Consider the following 15,956-nt stretch of genomic DNA (forward strand, 5'->3'; position numbering starts at 1 on the left):
AGATCGCGCGGCCGTGAAGCGTCTCTCCTGCCCTCCCGCGGCCGGACCTGCGCCATATGCCGTCTTGACCTGCCCGGCTTCGGCACGCCATTATGATGCATCATACAGCAAAAGTGGCCTTTGGCGGCGGGCAGACGATGAGCGGGTTCGACCTCACCCTTCTCGATCATGACAATCTCGGCAGCACGATCTATCAGAAGCTGTGCGAGGCGCTGATGAAGGGCGCGTTCAAGCCGAACGACCGCCTGCGCATCCGCGATCTGGCCGAACGGCTGGGGACCAGCGTCACCCCGGTGCGCGACGCCATCCTGCGTCTGGTGCAGGATCAAGCCCTGGTTCTGCGCTCGCCGCGCGACATCCGCGTGCCGATGCTGACCCGCACCGCCTATCTGGAGATCCGCGACATCCGCGTCAGCCTGGAGGGGATGGCGGCAGCGCGTGCCGCGGAGAGGGTGACACCGGTCCAGATCGCTGCGCTGGAAAGCCTGCTGGCGCGCAACGAGGACGCGATGGCCGCCGGCAACACCGCGCTGGCCACCGAACTCAACCAGATCTTCCATTTCAAACTGTCGGAGATCGCGGACATGCCGGTGCTCGGCGACATCCTGCGGCGCCTGTGGCTGCAGATGGGACCGCTGATCGCCGACGTCTATGGCGGGGCCGGGCGCACGATGATCGACCATCACTACCCGCTGATAGACGCCATCCGCCGCAAGGATGGACCGGCCGCCGCCATCGCCATCCAGGCCGACATCCTGCTGGCCAGCGGTCCGATCCTGGAGCGGATCGACGCGGCCACCGCCCCGGCCGCGGGCCGGAAGGCGCTCGTCTCCTGAAGCCGGTCAATCCATGACGATGATGCATCAAACATTGAACTCCTCGAACGATACGGAGAGGTCGGCCATGACACCCGGCGATGTTCTGACCACCGTCGCGCCGCCGATCTCCCCGGAGGAGGCCGGCGCCATGATGCGGCGGTGTTTCGGCGTGACCGGCACCGTGCGGGCCTTGAGCAGCGAACGCGACCGCAACTTCCACATCGCCGCCGCCGAGGGGCAGGGCTATGTGCTGAAGTTCACCAATCCGGCGGAGCCGCCGCTCGTCACCAGCTTTCAGACCGGGGCGATGCAGCATGTGGCGGCGCGCGATCCGTCCCTGCCGGTGCCGCGGGTGGTGCCGGCGCTGGACGGGGAATCCCAGGCGACGGTCCGGGTCGACGGACAGACCATGGTGCTGCGGCTGCTGACCTATCTGGAGGGCACGCCGCTCCACGCCGCACCCGCCTCGCCGGGGCAGATGCGGGCGCTGGGCACGGTGCTGGCCCGGCTCGATCTGGCGCTGGCCGACTACGGGCATCCCGGCTCGGAGCGCGACCTGCTGTGGGACATCACGCGCACCGCCGGCGTCGCCGACCGGCTGCATTACCTGCCCGACGGTCCGCGCCGCCGGATGGTGGAGCGCTTCGTCGCCCGCTTCGCCGAGCGGGTGGCGCCGCGGCTGCCCGCCCTGCGGCATCAGGTGATCCACAACGACCTCAACCCGCACAACGCGGTGGTCGATCCGGTCGGGCATGAGACGGTCACCGGGATCATCGATTTCGGCGACGCGCTGAAGGCGCCGCTGGTCAACGATCTGGCGACGGCGCTGGCCTACCACGTCACCAGCGGTGAGACGCCCTTCGGATCGCTGGTCGAGATGACCCGCGCCTACAACGCCGTGCTGCCGCTGACACCGGAGGAGGTGGACCTGCTGCCCGATCTGGTGGCGGCCCGGCTGGCCCTGACCATCGCCATCACCGGCTGGCGGGCGGCCGAATATCCGGACAACGCCACCTACATCCTGCGGAATTCCGAACGCGCCTTCGCCGGGCTGGAGAAGCTGACCGGCGACGAGGCCGACACCGCGCACCGCCTGCTCCATCTCGCCTGCCAGAGAGTGTGACCCGTCATGACCATGATCAACGCCTACGCGCCCGACTCCGCCGGTTCCCTACCGGAGCGCGAGCGCGCCCTGATCGCCCGCCGCGAGACGCTGCTCGGCCCGGCCTACCGGCTGTTCTACGCCGACCCGATCCATGTGGTGCGGGGGGAGGGCTCCTACCTCTATGACGCCGACGGCAACCGCTATCTGGACGCCTACAACAACGTCGCCTCGGTCGGGCATTCGCGGCCGGAGGTGGTGGAGGCGATGGCGAAGCAGGCGGCGGTGCTGAACACCCACACGCGCTACCTGACCGACGGCATCCTCGACTTCGCCGAAGCCTTCCTGGCGGAGTTCCCGGCCGAACTGTCGCACCTGATGCTGACCTGCACCGGCAGCGAGGCCAACGACCTGGCGCTGCGCGTCGCCCGCGTCCACACCGGCGGCACCGGCGTCGTCATCGCCCACAACGCCTATCACGGCGTCACCTCGGCGCTGGCGGAGATGTCGCCGTCGCTGGGCAGTGCGGTGAAGCTGGGCGACCATGTCCGCGTGGTGCCGGCGCCCGACGGCTACCGCATCCCGGAGGCGGAGGTCGGCGCCGCCTTCGCCCGTTCGGTGGAGGCGGCCATCGCCGACCTGCGCGAGAAGGGGATCGCCCCGGCGGCGCTGCTGGTCGACACCATCTTCTCCAGCAGCGGCGTCTTCACCGATCCGGCCGGCTTCCTCGCCCCGGCGGTGGAGGCGATGCGCAAGGCCGGCGGCCTCTTCATCGCCGACGAGGTGCAGCCCGGCTTCGGCCGGCTCGGCACCCACATGTGGGGCTTCGCCCGCCATGGGCTGGTGCCCGACATCGTGACGGTCGGCAAGCCGATGGGCAATGGCCACCCGGTGGCGGGTGCGGTGTTCCGGCCGGAGGTGATCGAGGCGTTCGGCCGGAGCCAGCGCTATTTCAACACCTTCGGCGGCAACCCGGTGTCCTGCGCCGTGGCGCATGCCGTGCTGCGCGTCATCAAGACGGAACGCCTGCAGGAGAACGCCCTGACGGTCGGCACCCAGATGATCGACGGCATCCGCGCGCTGGCCGCCAAGCACGACCTGATCGGCGACGTGCGCGGCAGCGGCCTGTTCATCGGCGTCGAGATGGTGCGCGACCGCAAGCTGAAGACGCCGGCGCCGGAGGAGACGGCCCGCGTGGTCAACGACATGCGCCGGCGCCGGGTGCTGATCAGCGCCACCGGGCAGGAGGGGCACATCCTGAAGATCCGCCCGCCGCTGGTGTTCTCCGCCGCCGACGCCACGCTGTTCCTCGCCACGCTGGACGAGGTGCTGGCGGGGCTGTGACGGACGCGGCCGGGCCGGTCAGTTGGAGGCGGGATAGAGCGGAAGCAGGGTCTGCTGGCGGCGCTGGTAGCTGATCAGCTCCCAGGCCGTCAGCGGTCTGGCGCCGTGGGCGCGGCAGGCGTCGGCGACCTCGAACATCAGGGCCTGCTGGTGGAACAGGGTGGCGTAGGCGTCGGCCAGCCGGAATTCCGGGTCCCACATGTGGATGGCCTCGGCGCCCGCCCCGTTCACCTCGATGATGCGGAAATCCTCGCCCACCGCCAGCCGCTCCACCGAGGCGAAGCGCACGTCGAAGCGGCCGAAATGGAAGCCCGGCATCTGGTCGGCGATCTCGTCGAAGCGCGCGGTCAGCGTCGCGGTGACATGGCCGCAGGCATCCTTGTAGAGCCCGCCGACCCGGCTGCTGCCGACCAGCGACAGCCGCACCGTCCGGCCCGCCTCCGGCACCTCGTCCAGCCGGCCGGCCAGCGCCTCGTGATGCAGGTCGGCCTTCCAGGAGGCGCGCGGGTCGGCGGCGATCAGCTCGCGCAGGGTGGAGCGGCCGTCGCCCACCACATGGGGGTAATAGCGGAAGGTCATGGAGAAAATGCGGCCGTGCCGCTCGCCCGGCTTGCGGACATAGAAGATGCCGGCCTCGCCCGCGTAATCCACATGCTCCTGCAGGATCACCCGCGCCTCGGCCGGAAAGCCGGCGAGATAGGCGCACAGGTCGGCGGAATCGCGCACCAGCCGCACGCCGATGCCGCGCCAGCCGATGTCCGGCTTGGCGACCAGCGGGAAGGACAGGCCGGCGCCGGACGCCAGCAGGTCGAGCGCTGCCGGGGTCAGCGACGGCCGGTTGACCAGCGCCACGGAGCGCGCGGCCCACTGCCGCGCCGCCGGACCGATCAGGTCCATGCAGGCGATCTTCGATTCGCCCAGCAGCCCGCCGGCCTCGATGGACGGGTTGGCGGCGGTCGGCAGGGTGAGGCTGCGGTGGCGGATGCCCAGCGCGAACCACTGGACCACCAGCGGGATGTAGAACAGCAGCGGCGGGATGCGCTCCGCCCAGCCGATGGTGGGGGCGCCGGCCGGCACCACCGGCAGGCCGGGCAGGTCGATGGCCCGCGGGGTCGGATTGCAGCGCAGTGCGTCGCGCAGGCCGCGGGGCAGCAGCGGTTCGACCCCGGCCCGGACGCGGGCGAACAGCGCGCCGACGATGGACTGGGCGCGCCGGGTGCGCAGAAGCACCAGCAGGGCGGCGCAGCCGATGCCGATCACCTGCACCTGCACCGCCGCCGCCTCCAGCGACGAGGTCATCAGCGTCAGCAGCAGCCCGACATGCACCCCCGCCGTCACCAGCGTGATGACGATGAAGCGCAGGAACGGCACCCGCATCACGCCGCAGGCGAAGTAGGTCGGGAACAGGACGCCGGGAACGATCCGGCAAGTCACCAGCGTCGGCAGCAGGTTCTTCTGCAATGCCGTGCGGCAGCGCTCAAGCATTGGTCCTTCGGTCCGCCGCCGGATCCAACTGACCCGCAGCGACAACAGCCCCAGGGCGTAAATGAAAAGGTCGCCGATGACGATCCCGCACAGCAGCGTGAGGGCGGTAACGCCGATGCTGACCGTACCGACGCTGACCAGACTGGCCCCCACCGCAATTGCAACGTCTTCGTGCAACAGCGTAAGCAAAGCAAGGCCCAGCAACAGAGGGAAACCGGCGAAGGCGGTTATTGGTTGCAATGCAGCAAACACGGGCGGGATGTCCGATGGATAGGTGGCGGCCAGGGTGCCATCGGCAAAATTGCATAGGTAATCGTAAGCATCACGTTAAAACTTTTGTAGAACCGCACGACATAGTGACTGTTCATCTGTGCCCATATCGATCTGTTATGACTAGGATAGAAAATATGTGTTTGCAGCTATGGCGACTGCACGGCACAGTGCGGTTCAATCGATGACCGGCCATCGGTAACCGGCGGGCCAACCGCCACACGACACGAGCAGGAGACGCACCGTGCAGAGCATCCAGTGGGACGACGCCTTCCTCCTTGAATCCCAGCTGACCGAGGATGAGAAGCTGGTGCGCGACAGCGCCCGCGCCTACTGCCAGGACAGGCTGCAGCCCCGCGTCATCTCCGCCTTCCGCGACGAGCGGTTCGACCGCGAGATCATGACCGAGATGGGCGAGCTGGGCCTGCTGGGTCCGACCATCCCGGAGGAATATGGCGGGCCGGGCGTCAGCCACGTCGCCTACGGCCTCGTCGCCCGCGAGGTGGAGCGGGTGGACAGCGGCTATCGCTCCGCCATGTCGGTGCAGTCGTCGCTGGTCATGCACCCGATCTACGCCTATGGCAGCGAGGAGCAGAAGAAGAAGTGGCTGCCGCGTCTGGCCACCGGCGAGCTGGTCGGCTGCTTCGGCCTGACCGAGCCGGACCACGGCTCCGATCCCGGCGGCATGAAGACCCGCGCCACCAAGGTCGACGGCGGCTATCTGCTGTCGGGCTCCAAGATGTGGATTACCAACTCGCCCATCGCCGACCTCGCCGTCGTCTGGGCGAAGTCGGACGCCCATGACAACAAGATCAAGGGCTTCGTGGTGGAGCGCGGGACCAAGGGCTTCTCCACGCCCAAGATCGAGGGCAAGCTGTCGCTGCGCGCGTCGGTCACCGGCGAGATCGTGCTGGACGAGGCCTTCGTCCCCGACGAGAACCTGCTGCCCAACGCGACGGGGCTGGGCGGTCCGTTCGGCTGCCTGAACAAGGCGCGCTACGGCATCGCCTGGGGCGTGCTGGGTGCCGCCGAGTTCTGCTGGCACGCCGCCCGCCAGTACACGCTGGACCGCAAGCAGTTCGGCCGTCCGCTGGCCCAGACCCAGCTGGTCCAGAAGAAGCTGGCCGACATGATGACGGAGATCACGCTGGGCCTGCAAGCCTGTCTGCGTGTCGGCCGCATGATGGACGACGGCAGCTGGTCGCCGGAGGCGATCTCGCTGATCAAGCGCAACAACTGCGGCAAGGCGCTCGACATCGCCCGCGTCGCCCGCGACATGCATGGCGGCAACGGCATCTCCGAGGAATTCCAGGTCATCCGCCACATGGTGAACCTGGAGACGGTGAACACCTACGAGGGCACCCATGACGTCCACGCCCTGATCCTGGGCCGGGCGCAGACGGGCCTCCAGGCGTTCTTCTGAGCGGAAAGTCCATCCCCTTTCCCGCCTCTCGCGCCAACGCATGCGTTGCCGGCGGCATCGGGCGGATCGCAGATCCGTCCGGTGCCGGGGAGAGGAAGGGAGCCATCGTGATGCGGCGAACTTGCGGGGACCTTACGGGAATCGGTGTGGTTGCGGATTCCCGGAGCAAGCCCCTCTTCTCCGCTGACCCCGGCTTCTTTTGTCCCGAGGCGGGAATTTTTCAGCCGTGTGCCGGGCGCTCCAGAAGGCTCGGCCGGTTCGTCCCGAAAGCTAATTCAGAATTGGGGTGATTGTCGGCTCGGTATATAGACAATCCACTCCCTTTTCTTCCGCTGTCGTCTGTCAAGGCTGAGGTACTCTTTCCAATTCGGCGCATGCCGATTTGGGAGGAATTTCCATGGCAACCTGGACTCCTGATCCCAGTTTCTACCCCTCGCCACGCATGGCGATGCAGGCTCCTTCGGAACGGCTGGCCTATGTGGCGATGCTGAATGTCGGAGGGGGGCCGGATGCGCTGGGGGTGGTCGATGTCGATCCATCCTCGGCCAGCTACGGCCGGCTCCTCCGGCGGGTCGACATGCCGAATGTCGGCGACGAGCTGCACCATTTCGGCTGGAACGCCTGCAGTTCCGCCCTGTGCCCCTACGCCCCGCATCCGCATGTCGAGCGGCGATACCTGATCGTGCCCGGGCTGCGGTCGTCGCGCATCCACATCCTTGACACCAAGCCGGATCCGGCCAACCCCAGGATCGTCAAGGTCATCGAGCCGGAGGAGCTTGCAGCGCGCGCCAATTATTCCCGCCCGCACACGCTGCATTGCGGACCGGAGGGCATCTATGTCAGCGCGCTCGGCAACGGGAAAGGCGATGGCGGCGGGCCGGGCGGCGTCTTCCTGATGGACCACGAAACCTTCGAGGTGCTCGGCCAGTGGGAGATCGACCGCGGCCCGCAGTTCCTGGCCTATGATGTCTGGTGGCATCTCGGCCAGGACACGCTGATCACCAGCGAATGGGGCACGCCCGACATGATCGAGGACGGGCTGAACCCCGAACTGCTGCTCGGCGCGAAATACGGCCATCAGGTCCATTTCTGGGATCTGCGCAACCGGCGGCACCGGCAGACCATCGATCTGGGGCCGGAATACCAGCTGGCGCTGGAACTGCGGCCGGCCCACGACCCGACCAGGGCTCATGGGTTCATGAATGCCGTGGTCAACCTGTCGGACCTGTCCTCGTCGATCTGGCTCTGGTATCGCGAGTCCGGCGGGAACGGTGATGGCCGGTGGGCCATGCGGAAGGTGATCGACATCCCGGCCGAACCGGCGGACCCGGATCTGCTGCCGCCGATGCTCAAGGGCTTCAAGGCGGTGCCGCCGCTCGTCACCGACATCGATCTGTCGCTGGACGACCGCTGGCTCTACGTGTCCTGCTGGGGCACGGGGGAGATGCGGCGGTACGACGTCTCCGATCCGTTCCAGCCCAGGCTGACAAGTTCGGTGCGGTTGGGAGGGATCGTCGGGCGCAACGGTCATCCCGGCGGCGATGCCGATGGCGGCGCCCTCAACGGTGGTCCGCAGATGGTCGAGGTCAGCCGCGACGGCAAGCGGGTCTACTTCACCAACTCGCTGTACCGGAGCTGGGACGACCAGTTCTATCCGGACGGAATCAAGAGCTGGATGGTCAAGCTCGATGCCGACCCGGATGGTGGCCTGACCATCGACGAGCGGTTCTTCCTGCGCTTCGACGACGAGTTCCGCGGTCACCAGATCCGGCTGGAAGGCGGCGACGCCTCTTCGGATTCCTACTGCTATCCATGACCGCGATCGGATTCTAAGGGACGCCTCTCCATGGATGACCCTTGGCAATGGCTGGCGCTTGCCGGGCTCGGCGCCTTCCATGGCATCAACCCGGCGATGGGATGGCTCTTCGCCGTGGCGCTGGGTCTTCAGGAGGGCCGGCGGGACGCCGTCATCAGGGCCCTGCCCCCCATCGCGCTGGGCCATGCCCTGTCGGTGCTGGTGGTGGTGGCGGGCTTCGCCATCCTGCAGCTGGTCGTTACGACGGCCCCGCTGAGGCTGGCCACGCCCGCCCTCCTGATTGGTTTCGGCCTCTACCGGCTGGTGCGCGGATACCGCCACCGGCTGCGGGTCGGCATGCGCACCGGCTTTGCCGGGTTGACGCTCTGGTCCTTCCTGATGGCGTCGGCCCACGGGGCCGGGCTGATGATCCTGCCCCTGCTGCTGGGCATGCTGGCGCCGGCGCAGCTGATGGCGCTGTCCCTGTGCGGACCGGGGGCGGAGATGACCGGCCCGGTCGCCGCACTGGGATCGGCGGCGGCCGGGCTGGCGGTGGTTCTGGTGCATATGGCGGCGATGCTGGCGGTGATCGCCGTCATCGGGCTGGTGGTCTTCGAAACCGTCGGGCTCGGCATCCTGCGCCGCGGCTGGGTGAATTTCGATCTGCTGTGGGCGGGCGCCCTGATCGGCACCGGAGCGGGGTTCCTGCTGCTGGGGTGAGCCCCGCCGTCAGGGCACTCACGCCGCCCTCACATCCCCCGTCGCCTGCTGGCGCACCTCCGTCAGGAAGCGCTCGACCTCGGCCGCCAGCGTACGGGTCTGGCCGGACAGGCCGCGGGCGGCGTCCTGAACGCCCAGCGCGGTGCTGCCGGCGCTCTCCGCCGTGTGGGCCAGGGCGGCAATGGTCGCCGACACGTCCTGGGTGCCCAGCGCCGCCATCTCCACCGCCCGCGCGATCTCCTGGGTGGCGGAGTTCTGTTCCTGCACCGACTGGGTGATGGTGCCGGAAATCCCGTCGATCTCGGTGATGGTGCTGCCGATGGCGCCGATGGCGTCGGCGGCCTCGCGGGTCACCGACTGCATGGCGTTCACCTGGGCCGCGATCTCGTCGGTGGCCTTGGCGGTCTGGTCGGCCAGCCCCTTCACCTCGGTCGCCACGACTGCAAAGCCTTTTCCGGCCTCCCCGGCGCGGGCGGCCTCGATGGTGGCGTTGAGCGCCAGCAGGTTGGTCTGCTTGGCGATGGCGTGGATCAGCCCGACCACCTGGCCGATGCGTTCGGCATTGGCGATCAGCCCCTGGACGGTGGCGTTGGTGCGGTCGGCATGCGACACCGCTTCCCCGGCGATGCGGGCGGAATGGCCGACCTGCTCGGAGATGCCGCCGATGGAGCTTGCCAGTTCGGTCGCCGCCGCCGCGGCGGAGCGGACGTTGGACTGGATGTCGTCGGATTCGCGGGCGACGTTGCGGGTCTGGCTCGACGCCTCGCCCACCACCACGGCCATGCGGTCGGCGCTGTCGGCCATGCCGGCGGCCGAGTCGGCAATGCCCTCCACCAGCCGCTTCACCGTTCCCTGGAAGCGGTCGGCGAGGTCGAGCAGGGCTGCGCGCTTGGCCTCCTCCGCCTTGGCGTCTGCTTCCGCCTGGGCCGCGTGCATGCGCTCGATGGCGCGGGCGTTGTCGCGGAAGACGGTGACCGAGCCGGCCATGGCGCCGATCTCGTCGGAGCGGCCGGTGCCGGGCACCTCGACGCTGGTATCTCCGCCGGCGAGCTTCGCCATCGCCGCCGACATGGCGCGCAGCGGGCGGATGACGATCCGGCCGAGCAGGACATTCAGCAGGGCGATCTGAACCACCAGCGCGATCAGGCAGATGGCGATCTGGTTGCGCATCTGGGTGGCGATGGCGTCGATCTGCTGCTCCAGGCTCCAGGCGATCTGCAGGGCGCCGACCAGCCGGTTGCTCTTGCCGGTTACCACCGGCACCGTCACCACGATGTGGCCCTTGGCCGAGCGGGTCTGCGCCCCCTTGCCGGCCAGCACCGCCTCGATCAGGTCCTGGTCGGCCTTCAGGTCGTATTTGGTGAAGCGCTGGTTGGAGAAGTCGGCGAGCGTGCCGGCCGCGGTCGCGGCGCGCAGCGAGGCCAGCTGCACCTCGCCGCTGTCGGCCAGCGGCATGAACTCCGTCTCGATGGAGGCGCCGTCGCCGGCGACGAAGCTGGTCTTGGTGGCATTCGCCAGCATGTCCGTCTTGACACGGGCGTCATGCGTCGCCAGCCGAACCGCGTCGTCATACTGCATCTTGGCCTGCAGCCCCATGATGACGATGAAGCCGCCGACGATGGCGGCGACAAAGGCCGCCGTCACCTTGCGCCCGACGCTCCAGAACCGCCGCGGCCGGGATGCGGCCGCCTTGTCCACTGCCATGCTCTTGCCCCTTCCCATGCCGCCTTCGCTCATCCCCGGCCGCCGGCCATGAAGGCACGGCGTCTCAACCGCCGGCAGGGCCGGCGTTCACTGTCGAAGTGTCAACGAATTGCAATATTTAAATGGTATTGTAACAGAGAGTCATGGCCGTGCGCCATGATCTTCTTCTCTGACTTTCGGATGATTGCCGGACGTTAAGGCAATCCCTAAGTCTTGCCGCCGACATGCGGAAGTAAAGATCTTGCCGCCAACTTGTTAAATGTCGTTAACATGCTACCGGATTTATCGCCGGCTTGGTATTGGGTCTTTCCCTGAGGATTTTATCCTGGAGTGGTCCAGCCCATCGGGGGAGTGGACCACTCCAGGACAATCCTTCTCAGCCGCGGGCCGGATTGCGCTCCCGCCAGCCGAAGGGCCCCGCGGTCTCATAGAGCCACGGATACTGGTTGACCATGCGGCGCGCGATGGCGATGCGGTGGGCGGTCAGCGTGATGACGGCGATCACCACCGTGTGGACGATGAAGCCCCACAGCGACAGCAGCTGCTCGCCGAACAGCCCCCAGGCCAGGAAGCGGTCGCCCACCCCCAGCAGCAGCGAATAGGCCAGCACGTTCGACACCGGCTTCCACCCCTCTGCCAGCGTCTGGCCGGTCAGCACGCCGCAGCCGCCGAACACCAGAACCGTCAGGAACAGGAACACCGGAAGCGAAGAGCCAAGGATCGTCTCCATCTCAGTGACCCCTTCCAGATAAGCCGCGCGAACCTCCGGGTCGGCCAGAAGCTGCGCCCCGGTCCCCGTCATCGTGATCTTCCCCGTCACCATCACATAGGCCCGGTGCGCCAGCTTCAGCGCGTGGAACGCGTTCTGCTCCACCATGAACACCGTCATCTTCTGCTCCCGGTTGATCTCCTCGATCACCTGGAAGATCTGCTTCACGATCAGCGGCGCCAGACCAAGCGACGGCTCGTCCAGCAGCAGCAGCCGCGGCTGGCTCATCAGCGCGCGCCCGATCGCCAGCATCTGCTGCTCGCCGCCCGACATCGTGCCGGCGCGCTGGTTGATGCGCTCCTTCAGGCGCGGGAACAGCGTCAGCACCCGCTCAAGCTCGCGCTCGAAGCTGCCGGGCTGCGCGACGATGGAGCCCATCTGCAGGTTCTCAAGCACCGTCATGCGCGGGAAGATGCGACGGCCTTCCGGGCTTTGCGCGATGCCGCGCCGCACGATCTCGTGGGTCGGCAGGTCGGTGATGTCCTCGCCCTCGAAGAACACCCGGCCCTGGCGGGCGCGGGGGCTGCCGCAGATCGTCATCAGCAGCGTCGACTTGCCCGCCCCGTTGGCGCCGATCAGCGAGACGATCTCGCCGGCGCCGATCTCGATGTCGATGCCCTTCAGCGCCTCGATGGCGCCGTAGAAGGTGTGGACGCCCGATACCTTCAACATGGCTCAGGCTCCCTTCTGGCCGGCGGTGGGGGAGATGTGCAGGTCGGCCGCCACCTCCGGCGGCAGCGCCTCGTCCTCGTCCTCACCCAGATAGGCGCGGATCACCGCCGGGTCGTTCTTCACATGCTCAGGCGTGCCGTCGGAGATCTTCCGGCCATAGTCCAGCACCACCACATGGTCGGAAATGCGCATCACCACGCTCATGTCATGCTCGATCAGCAGAACGCCGGTCCGGTGACCCTGCGGCGTCTGCACATCGCGGATGAAGGTCAGGATCTCGGCCAGCTCCGCCGACTCGCGCGGGTTCAGGCCGGCCGCCGGCTCGTCCAGGCACAGCAGCACCGGCTCGGTGCACATGGCACGCGCGATCTCCAGCCGGCGCTGGGCACCGTAGGGCAGGTTGCCGGCCTCCCAGTCGGCGAACTCGGTCAGGCGCACCCGCTCCAGCCAGTATTTCGCCAGCTCCACCGCCTCATGCTCCGCCTTGCGGTAGCCGGGCAGGCCGAGCAGGCCGCCGATGGCGAAGGTCGAGGCCCGCATCAGCTTGTTGTGCTGGGCGACGATCAGGTTCTCCAGAACGCTCATGCCGCCGAACAGCCGGATGTTCTGGAAGGTGCGCGCCACGCCGGCCAGCTGGGCGATGCGGTAGCCCGGCATCCGCTCCAGCAGGAACTCCTTGCCCGTGGGGTGGCGCAGGGTCAGCCGCCCGACGGTGGGGGTGTAGAAGCCGGTGACGCAGTTGAACAGCGTCGTCTTGCCGGCGCCGTTCGGGCCGATCAGCGCGGTGATCTCGCCCGCCCGCGCCTCGAACGACACGTCGTTGTTCGCCACCAGGCCGCCGAAGCGCATGGTCAGGTGTTCGACCGTCAGAAGCGGCTTGTCAGTCATCACGGCGCTCATTTCGCGGCTCCCGTCGCGGCGGGGTTGCGGCCGCCATGCAGGAGGATGGTCGGGTCGCGGTGGGCCAGCAGGCCGCGCGGACGCCACAGCATGATCACCACCATGCCGGCGCCGAAGGCCAGCATGCGGTAGTCGGCCAACTCGCGGAACGCTTCGGGCAGGCCGATCACCAGCAGCGTGGCGACCACCACGCCGATCTGGCTGCCCATGCCGCCCAGCACCACGATGGCGAGGATGATCGCCGACTCGATGAAGGTGAAGCTCTCCGGGCTGATGAAGCCCTGGCGCGTGGCGAAGAAGGAGCCGGCGAAGCCGCCGAACATCGCCGCGATGGCAAAGGCCGCCAGCTTCATGTTGGTGCGGTTGATGCCGAGCGAGGCGCAGGCGATGTCGTCCTCGCGCAGGGCCTCCCACGCCCGGCCCAGCGGCAGCTTGCGCACGCGCAGCGTGAACAGGTTCACCACCAGCGCGAGCGCCAGGATGAGGTAGTAGAGGAAGATGATGCGGTGCAGCGGCGAGAATTCCAGCCCGAACATCTCGTGGAAGGCGGCCATGCCCTCGGCCGGGCTGCGCGAGAAGTCGGCGATGCCGAAGAAGCTCGGCCGCGGAATGCCGGAGATGCCGTTGGGGCCGCCGGTGAACTGGTACCAGTTGACCAGGATGATGCGGATGATCTCGCCGAAGCCGAGCGTCACGATGGCGAAATAGTCGCCGCGCAGACGCAGCACCGGGAAGCCCAGCAGCACGCCGGAGATGGCGGCGAGCACGCCCGCCAGCGGCAGGCAGACCCAGAAGCTGAGCCCGAAGTAATGGGCCAGCAGCGCGTAGCTGTAGGCACCCACCGCATAGAAGGCGACATAGCCGAGGTCGAGCAAGCCGGCCAGCCCGACGACGATGTTCAGGCCCCAGCCCAGCATGATGTAGGTCAGCAGCAGGATGCCGATGTCCAGGATCATGCGGTCGGCCAGCGGGGTCAGCGGCAGGACGGCGGCGAAGGCCACGGCGACCGGGCCGATGTAGCGGCTGGCGTGCTGCACCTTGGCGGCGATGCGGTCCATGCGCTTGTCGCGGTCGGCCTGGGACAGCTTGGAGCGGCCGGTGGCGACCGTCATGGCGGCGCGGATGGCGATGACGCCGCCGCCCAGCACCAGCACCAGGCGCAGCACCTGGGTCGGCATCGGCAGCAGCAGCCCGACGCCGGCGCAGAGCAGCGCCAGGATCAGCACCGGCAGCGCCATGCCCTGACGGATCAGCCCGAGCCCGAGGCGGCCCAAAAAGACCAGCGCGATGGAGGCGACGACCTCCTCCGGCCGGGCCTCGATGCCCAGCCCGGTGGGGCGGTCCACCGTGCGCAGGCCGACCAGCGGCACGGTCAGCAGCAGGGCCACGAAGGCGGCGAGGCCGGCGTCCTTGATGGTGGCGGCCCAGTCGACGCCGCGGGCAGCGCCGCCCGCGGTGGACGAGACGGTGTTGGAGTGCATGGTCATGGCGCTTACACCTTCTCGATCTCGGGCCGGCCGAGCAGGCCGGTGGGCCGGAAGATCAGGACGAGGACGAGGATGGAGAAGGTTGCGACGTCCTTCCATTCGGAGCCGACATAGCCGGACCAGAAGGCCTCGATCAGGCCGATGACCACGCCGCCGAGCATGGCGCCGGGCAGCGAGCCCACCCCGCCGAGCACGGCGGCGGTGAAGCTTTTCACCCCGGCCAGGAAGCCGATGTAGAAGTCGATGACGCCATAGATCAGCAGCACCATCATGCCGGCGACGGCGGCGAGTGCCGCACCCATGACGAAGGTCAGGGAGATGACGCGGTCGACATTGACGCCGAGCAGGCCGGCCATCTTCTTGTCCTGCTCGCAGGCGCGCTGGGCACGTCCCAGCGAGGTGCGGTTGATCAGCATGGTGAAGCCGACCATCAGGATCAGGGTGATGACGATGGTGGCGAGGCGGACGTAGCTGACGGAGACGGCGCCGTCCATCAGGGTGAGGTTGCCGGGCAGGATGGGCTGCAGCGGCTTGGAGCGGGCGCCCTGGAGGAGTTGGATGTAGTTCTGCAGGAAGATCGACATGCCGATGGCGGAGATCAGCGGCGCCAGCCGGGGCGAGGAGCGCAAAGGCCGGTAGGCGATGCGCTCGACCGTCCAGCCATAGACGCTGGTGAACAGCATGGAGGCGAGCAGCATGACCAGCAGGGCCAGCGGCACCCAGGTGATGCCGAGCGCGCCGATGGCCAGGAAGGTGATCAGCGCCACGAAGGAGCCGATCATGTAAATCTCGCCATGGGCGAAGTTGATCATCCCGATGATGCCGTACACCATCGTGTAGCCGATCGCGATCAGGCCGTAGATCGCCCCAAGCGACAAGCCGTTGATCAATTGCTGTATGAAATAGTCCATCAGGCGCTCTTCTCCCACTCTCCCAGATCACCGAATAGGCAGGCACTCGAAACTTGGTACTCGAAACCTGGATTGAGCCGTGTGCGGCGGCGGAGTTCCGATCCGGATGAACGGGGGAGAACATCCAGGACCGAGGCAGGGGACGCTTGGAACCCCGCCGCCGCACCCGGTTCTTGCCGAAGCCCCGCCGGATGCGGGATCCGGCGGGGCTTCGGTCAAAGGCGGTATGGGGGACCGCTGCGGATCCGCAGGCGGCGGGCCGGACTACGACCGGCGGCCGTCCGGACGAGCGGCGACGCGATCCAGACGCGCGACAATGTCATCCGGGCGCGCGACAATGTCGCTGGGGCGCGGTCCCGCACCCGGGCGGCATTCCGTCGTTCGACCATGGTCAACAGCTCCCACTTGCGCGGCACGGCTTGCGGCCGTGGCGTCCCCACCGGCATCGCTGCCGGACAAACCTGGTGTGAATCGGCCGGATCGGACGGAACGACCGCCCAGCCCGGCTCAGTCGGCGAAAGGCGCCGAGCCTTACCCTGTTCTATTCTGTTCTTGG

The 15,956-nt window shown here is 67.9% G+C and carries 12 protein-coding genes and 1 pseudogene; 6 read left to right on the top strand and 7 right to left on the bottom strand.

Features of this window, described 5'->3' with window-relative positions; all coding sequences use genetic code 11:
• Positions 1–137: 137 nt before the first annotated feature.
• The 3 genes from AB8P05_RS27880 to AB8P05_RS27890 all read left to right on the top strand — a co-directional run bounded on the left by AB8P05_RS27880 (position 138) and on the right by AB8P05_RS27890 (position 3,264).
• Positions 138–836, top strand: coding sequence for a GntR family transcriptional regulator (locus tag AB8P05_RS27880; RefSeq protein ID WP_472761323.1), 699 nt, complete (start codon positions 138–140; stop codon positions 834–836).
• A gap of 67 nt (positions 837–903) precedes the next feature.
• Entirely contained in the window at positions 904–1,941 is a 1,038-nt protein-coding gene (locus AB8P05_RS27885; RefSeq protein ID WP_472761324.1) for a phosphotransferase, read from the top strand.
• A 6-nt stretch (positions 1,942–1,947) separates the two neighbouring features.
• Positions 1,948–3,264, top strand: a complete 1,317-nt coding sequence (locus AB8P05_RS27890) for an aspartate aminotransferase family protein (RefSeq protein ID WP_472761325.1) — start codon at positions 1,948–1,950, stop codon at positions 3,262–3,264.
• Positions 3,265–3,282: 18 nt separating this feature from the next.
• On the opposite strand, the gene AB8P05_RS27895 is transcribed toward AB8P05_RS27890, so the two are convergent.
• The gene (locus AB8P05_RS27895; protein WP_455175645.1) at positions 3,283–4,902 is read right to left on the bottom strand and encodes a DedA family protein; all 1,620 of its coding nucleotides are present in this window, start codon (positions 4,900–4,902) and stop codon (positions 3,283–3,285) included.
• A 361-nt stretch (positions 4,903–5,263) separates the two neighbouring features.
• Here AB8P05_RS27895 and AB8P05_RS27900 point away from each other — a divergent pair, with 361 nt between their 5' ends.
• The 3 genes from AB8P05_RS27900 to AB8P05_RS27910 all read left to right on the top strand — a co-directional run bounded on the left by AB8P05_RS27900 (position 5,264) and on the right by AB8P05_RS27910 (position 8,957).
• Positions 5,264–6,442 carry an acyl-CoA dehydrogenase gene (locus tag AB8P05_RS27900; RefSeq protein ID WP_455175646.1) on the top strand — a complete coding sequence of 393 codons (1,179 nt, stop codon included), beginning with the start codon at positions 5,264–5,266 and terminating at the stop codon, positions 6,440–6,442.
• A gap of 397 nt (positions 6,443–6,839) precedes the next feature.
• Positions 6,840–8,258 carry a selenium-binding family protein gene (locus tag AB8P05_RS27905; RefSeq protein ID WP_472761326.1) on the top strand — a complete coding sequence of 473 codons (1,419 nt, stop codon included), beginning with the start codon at positions 6,840–6,842 and terminating at the stop codon, positions 8,256–8,258.
• A gap of 30 nt (positions 8,259–8,288) precedes the next feature.
• Entirely contained in the window at positions 8,289–8,957 is a 669-nt protein-coding gene (locus AB8P05_RS27910; protein ID WP_472761327.1) for a hypothetical protein, read from the top strand.
• A gap of 18 nt (positions 8,958–8,975) precedes the next feature.
• On the opposite strand, the gene AB8P05_RS27915 is transcribed toward AB8P05_RS27910, so the two are convergent.
• From AB8P05_RS27915 to AB8P05_RS27940, 6 genes and pseudogenes are all read right to left on the bottom strand, one after another.
• Positions 8,976–10,661, bottom strand: a complete 1,686-nt coding sequence (locus tag AB8P05_RS27915) for a methyl-accepting chemotaxis protein (RefSeq protein ID WP_472761328.1) — start codon at positions 10,659–10,661, stop codon at positions 8,976–8,978.
• A 376-nt stretch (positions 10,662–11,037) separates the two neighbouring features.
• Complete coding sequence (locus AB8P05_RS27920) at positions 11,038–11,391, bottom strand: DUF6867 family protein (RefSeq protein ID WP_472761624.1); 354 nt, start codon at positions 11,389–11,391, stop codon at positions 11,038–11,040.
• Between the two features lie 9 nt (positions 11,392–11,400).
• Positions 11,401–12,102: pseudogene (locus AB8P05_RS27925) on the bottom strand (ABC transporter ATP-binding protein); the annotation flags it as partial.
• Between the two features lie 3 nt (positions 12,103–12,105).
• Positions 12,106–12,990, bottom strand: a complete 885-nt coding sequence (locus AB8P05_RS27930) for an ABC transporter ATP-binding protein (RefSeq protein ID WP_472761329.1) — start codon at positions 12,988–12,990, stop codon at positions 12,106–12,108.
• Positions 12,991–12,998: 8 nt separating this feature from the next.
• Complete coding sequence (gene livM, locus AB8P05_RS27935) at positions 12,999–14,489, bottom strand: high-affinity branched-chain amino acid ABC transporter permease LivM (RefSeq protein WP_455175653.1); 1,491 nt, start codon at positions 14,487–14,489, stop codon at positions 12,999–13,001.
• Positions 14,490–14,494: 5 nt separating this feature from the next.
• Positions 14,495–15,400, bottom strand: a complete 906-nt coding sequence (locus AB8P05_RS27940) for an ABC transporter permease subunit (protein WP_472761330.1) — start codon at positions 15,398–15,400, stop codon at positions 14,495–14,497.
• Positions 15,401–15,956 lie beyond the last annotated feature (556 nt).

It is taken from the genome of Azospirillum sp. VT-I1 (genome assembly GCF_055698305.1).

Coding starts and splice junctions, on each gene's coding strand:
- AB8P05_RS27880 (WP_472761323.1), top strand. CDS start 138: ATGAGCGGGTTCGACCTCACCCTTCTCGATCATGACAATCTCGGCAGC.
- AB8P05_RS27885 (WP_472761324.1), top strand. CDS start 904: ATGACACCCGGCGATGTTCTGACCACCGTCGCGCCGCCGATCTCCCCG.
- AB8P05_RS27890 (WP_472761325.1), top strand. CDS start 1,948: ATGACCATGATCAACGCCTACGCGCCCGACTCCGCCGGTTCCCTACCG.
- AB8P05_RS27905 (WP_472761326.1), top strand. CDS start 6,840: ATGGCAACCTGGACTCCTGATCCCAGTTTCTACCCCTCGCCACGCATG.
- AB8P05_RS27910 (WP_472761327.1), top strand. CDS start 8,289: ATGGATGACCCTTGGCAATGGCTGGCGCTTGCCGGGCTCGGCGCCTTC.
- AB8P05_RS27915 (WP_472761328.1), bottom strand. CDS start 10,661: ATGGCAGTGGACAAGGCGGCCGCATCCCGGCCGCGGCGGTTCTGGAGC.
- AB8P05_RS27920 (WP_472761624.1), bottom strand. CDS start 11,391: ATGGAGACGATCCTTGGCTCTTCGCTTCCGGTGTTCCTGTTCCTGACG.
- AB8P05_RS27930 (WP_472761329.1), bottom strand. CDS start 12,990: ATGACTGACAAGCCGCTTCTGACGGTCGAACACCTGACCATGCGCTTC.
- livM (WP_455175653.1), bottom strand. CDS start 14,489: ATGACCATGCACTCCAACACCGTCTCGTCCACCGCGGGCGGCGCTGCC.
- AB8P05_RS27940 (WP_472761330.1), bottom strand. CDS start 15,400: ATGGACTATTTCATACAGCAATTGATCAACGGCTTGTCGCTTGGGGCG.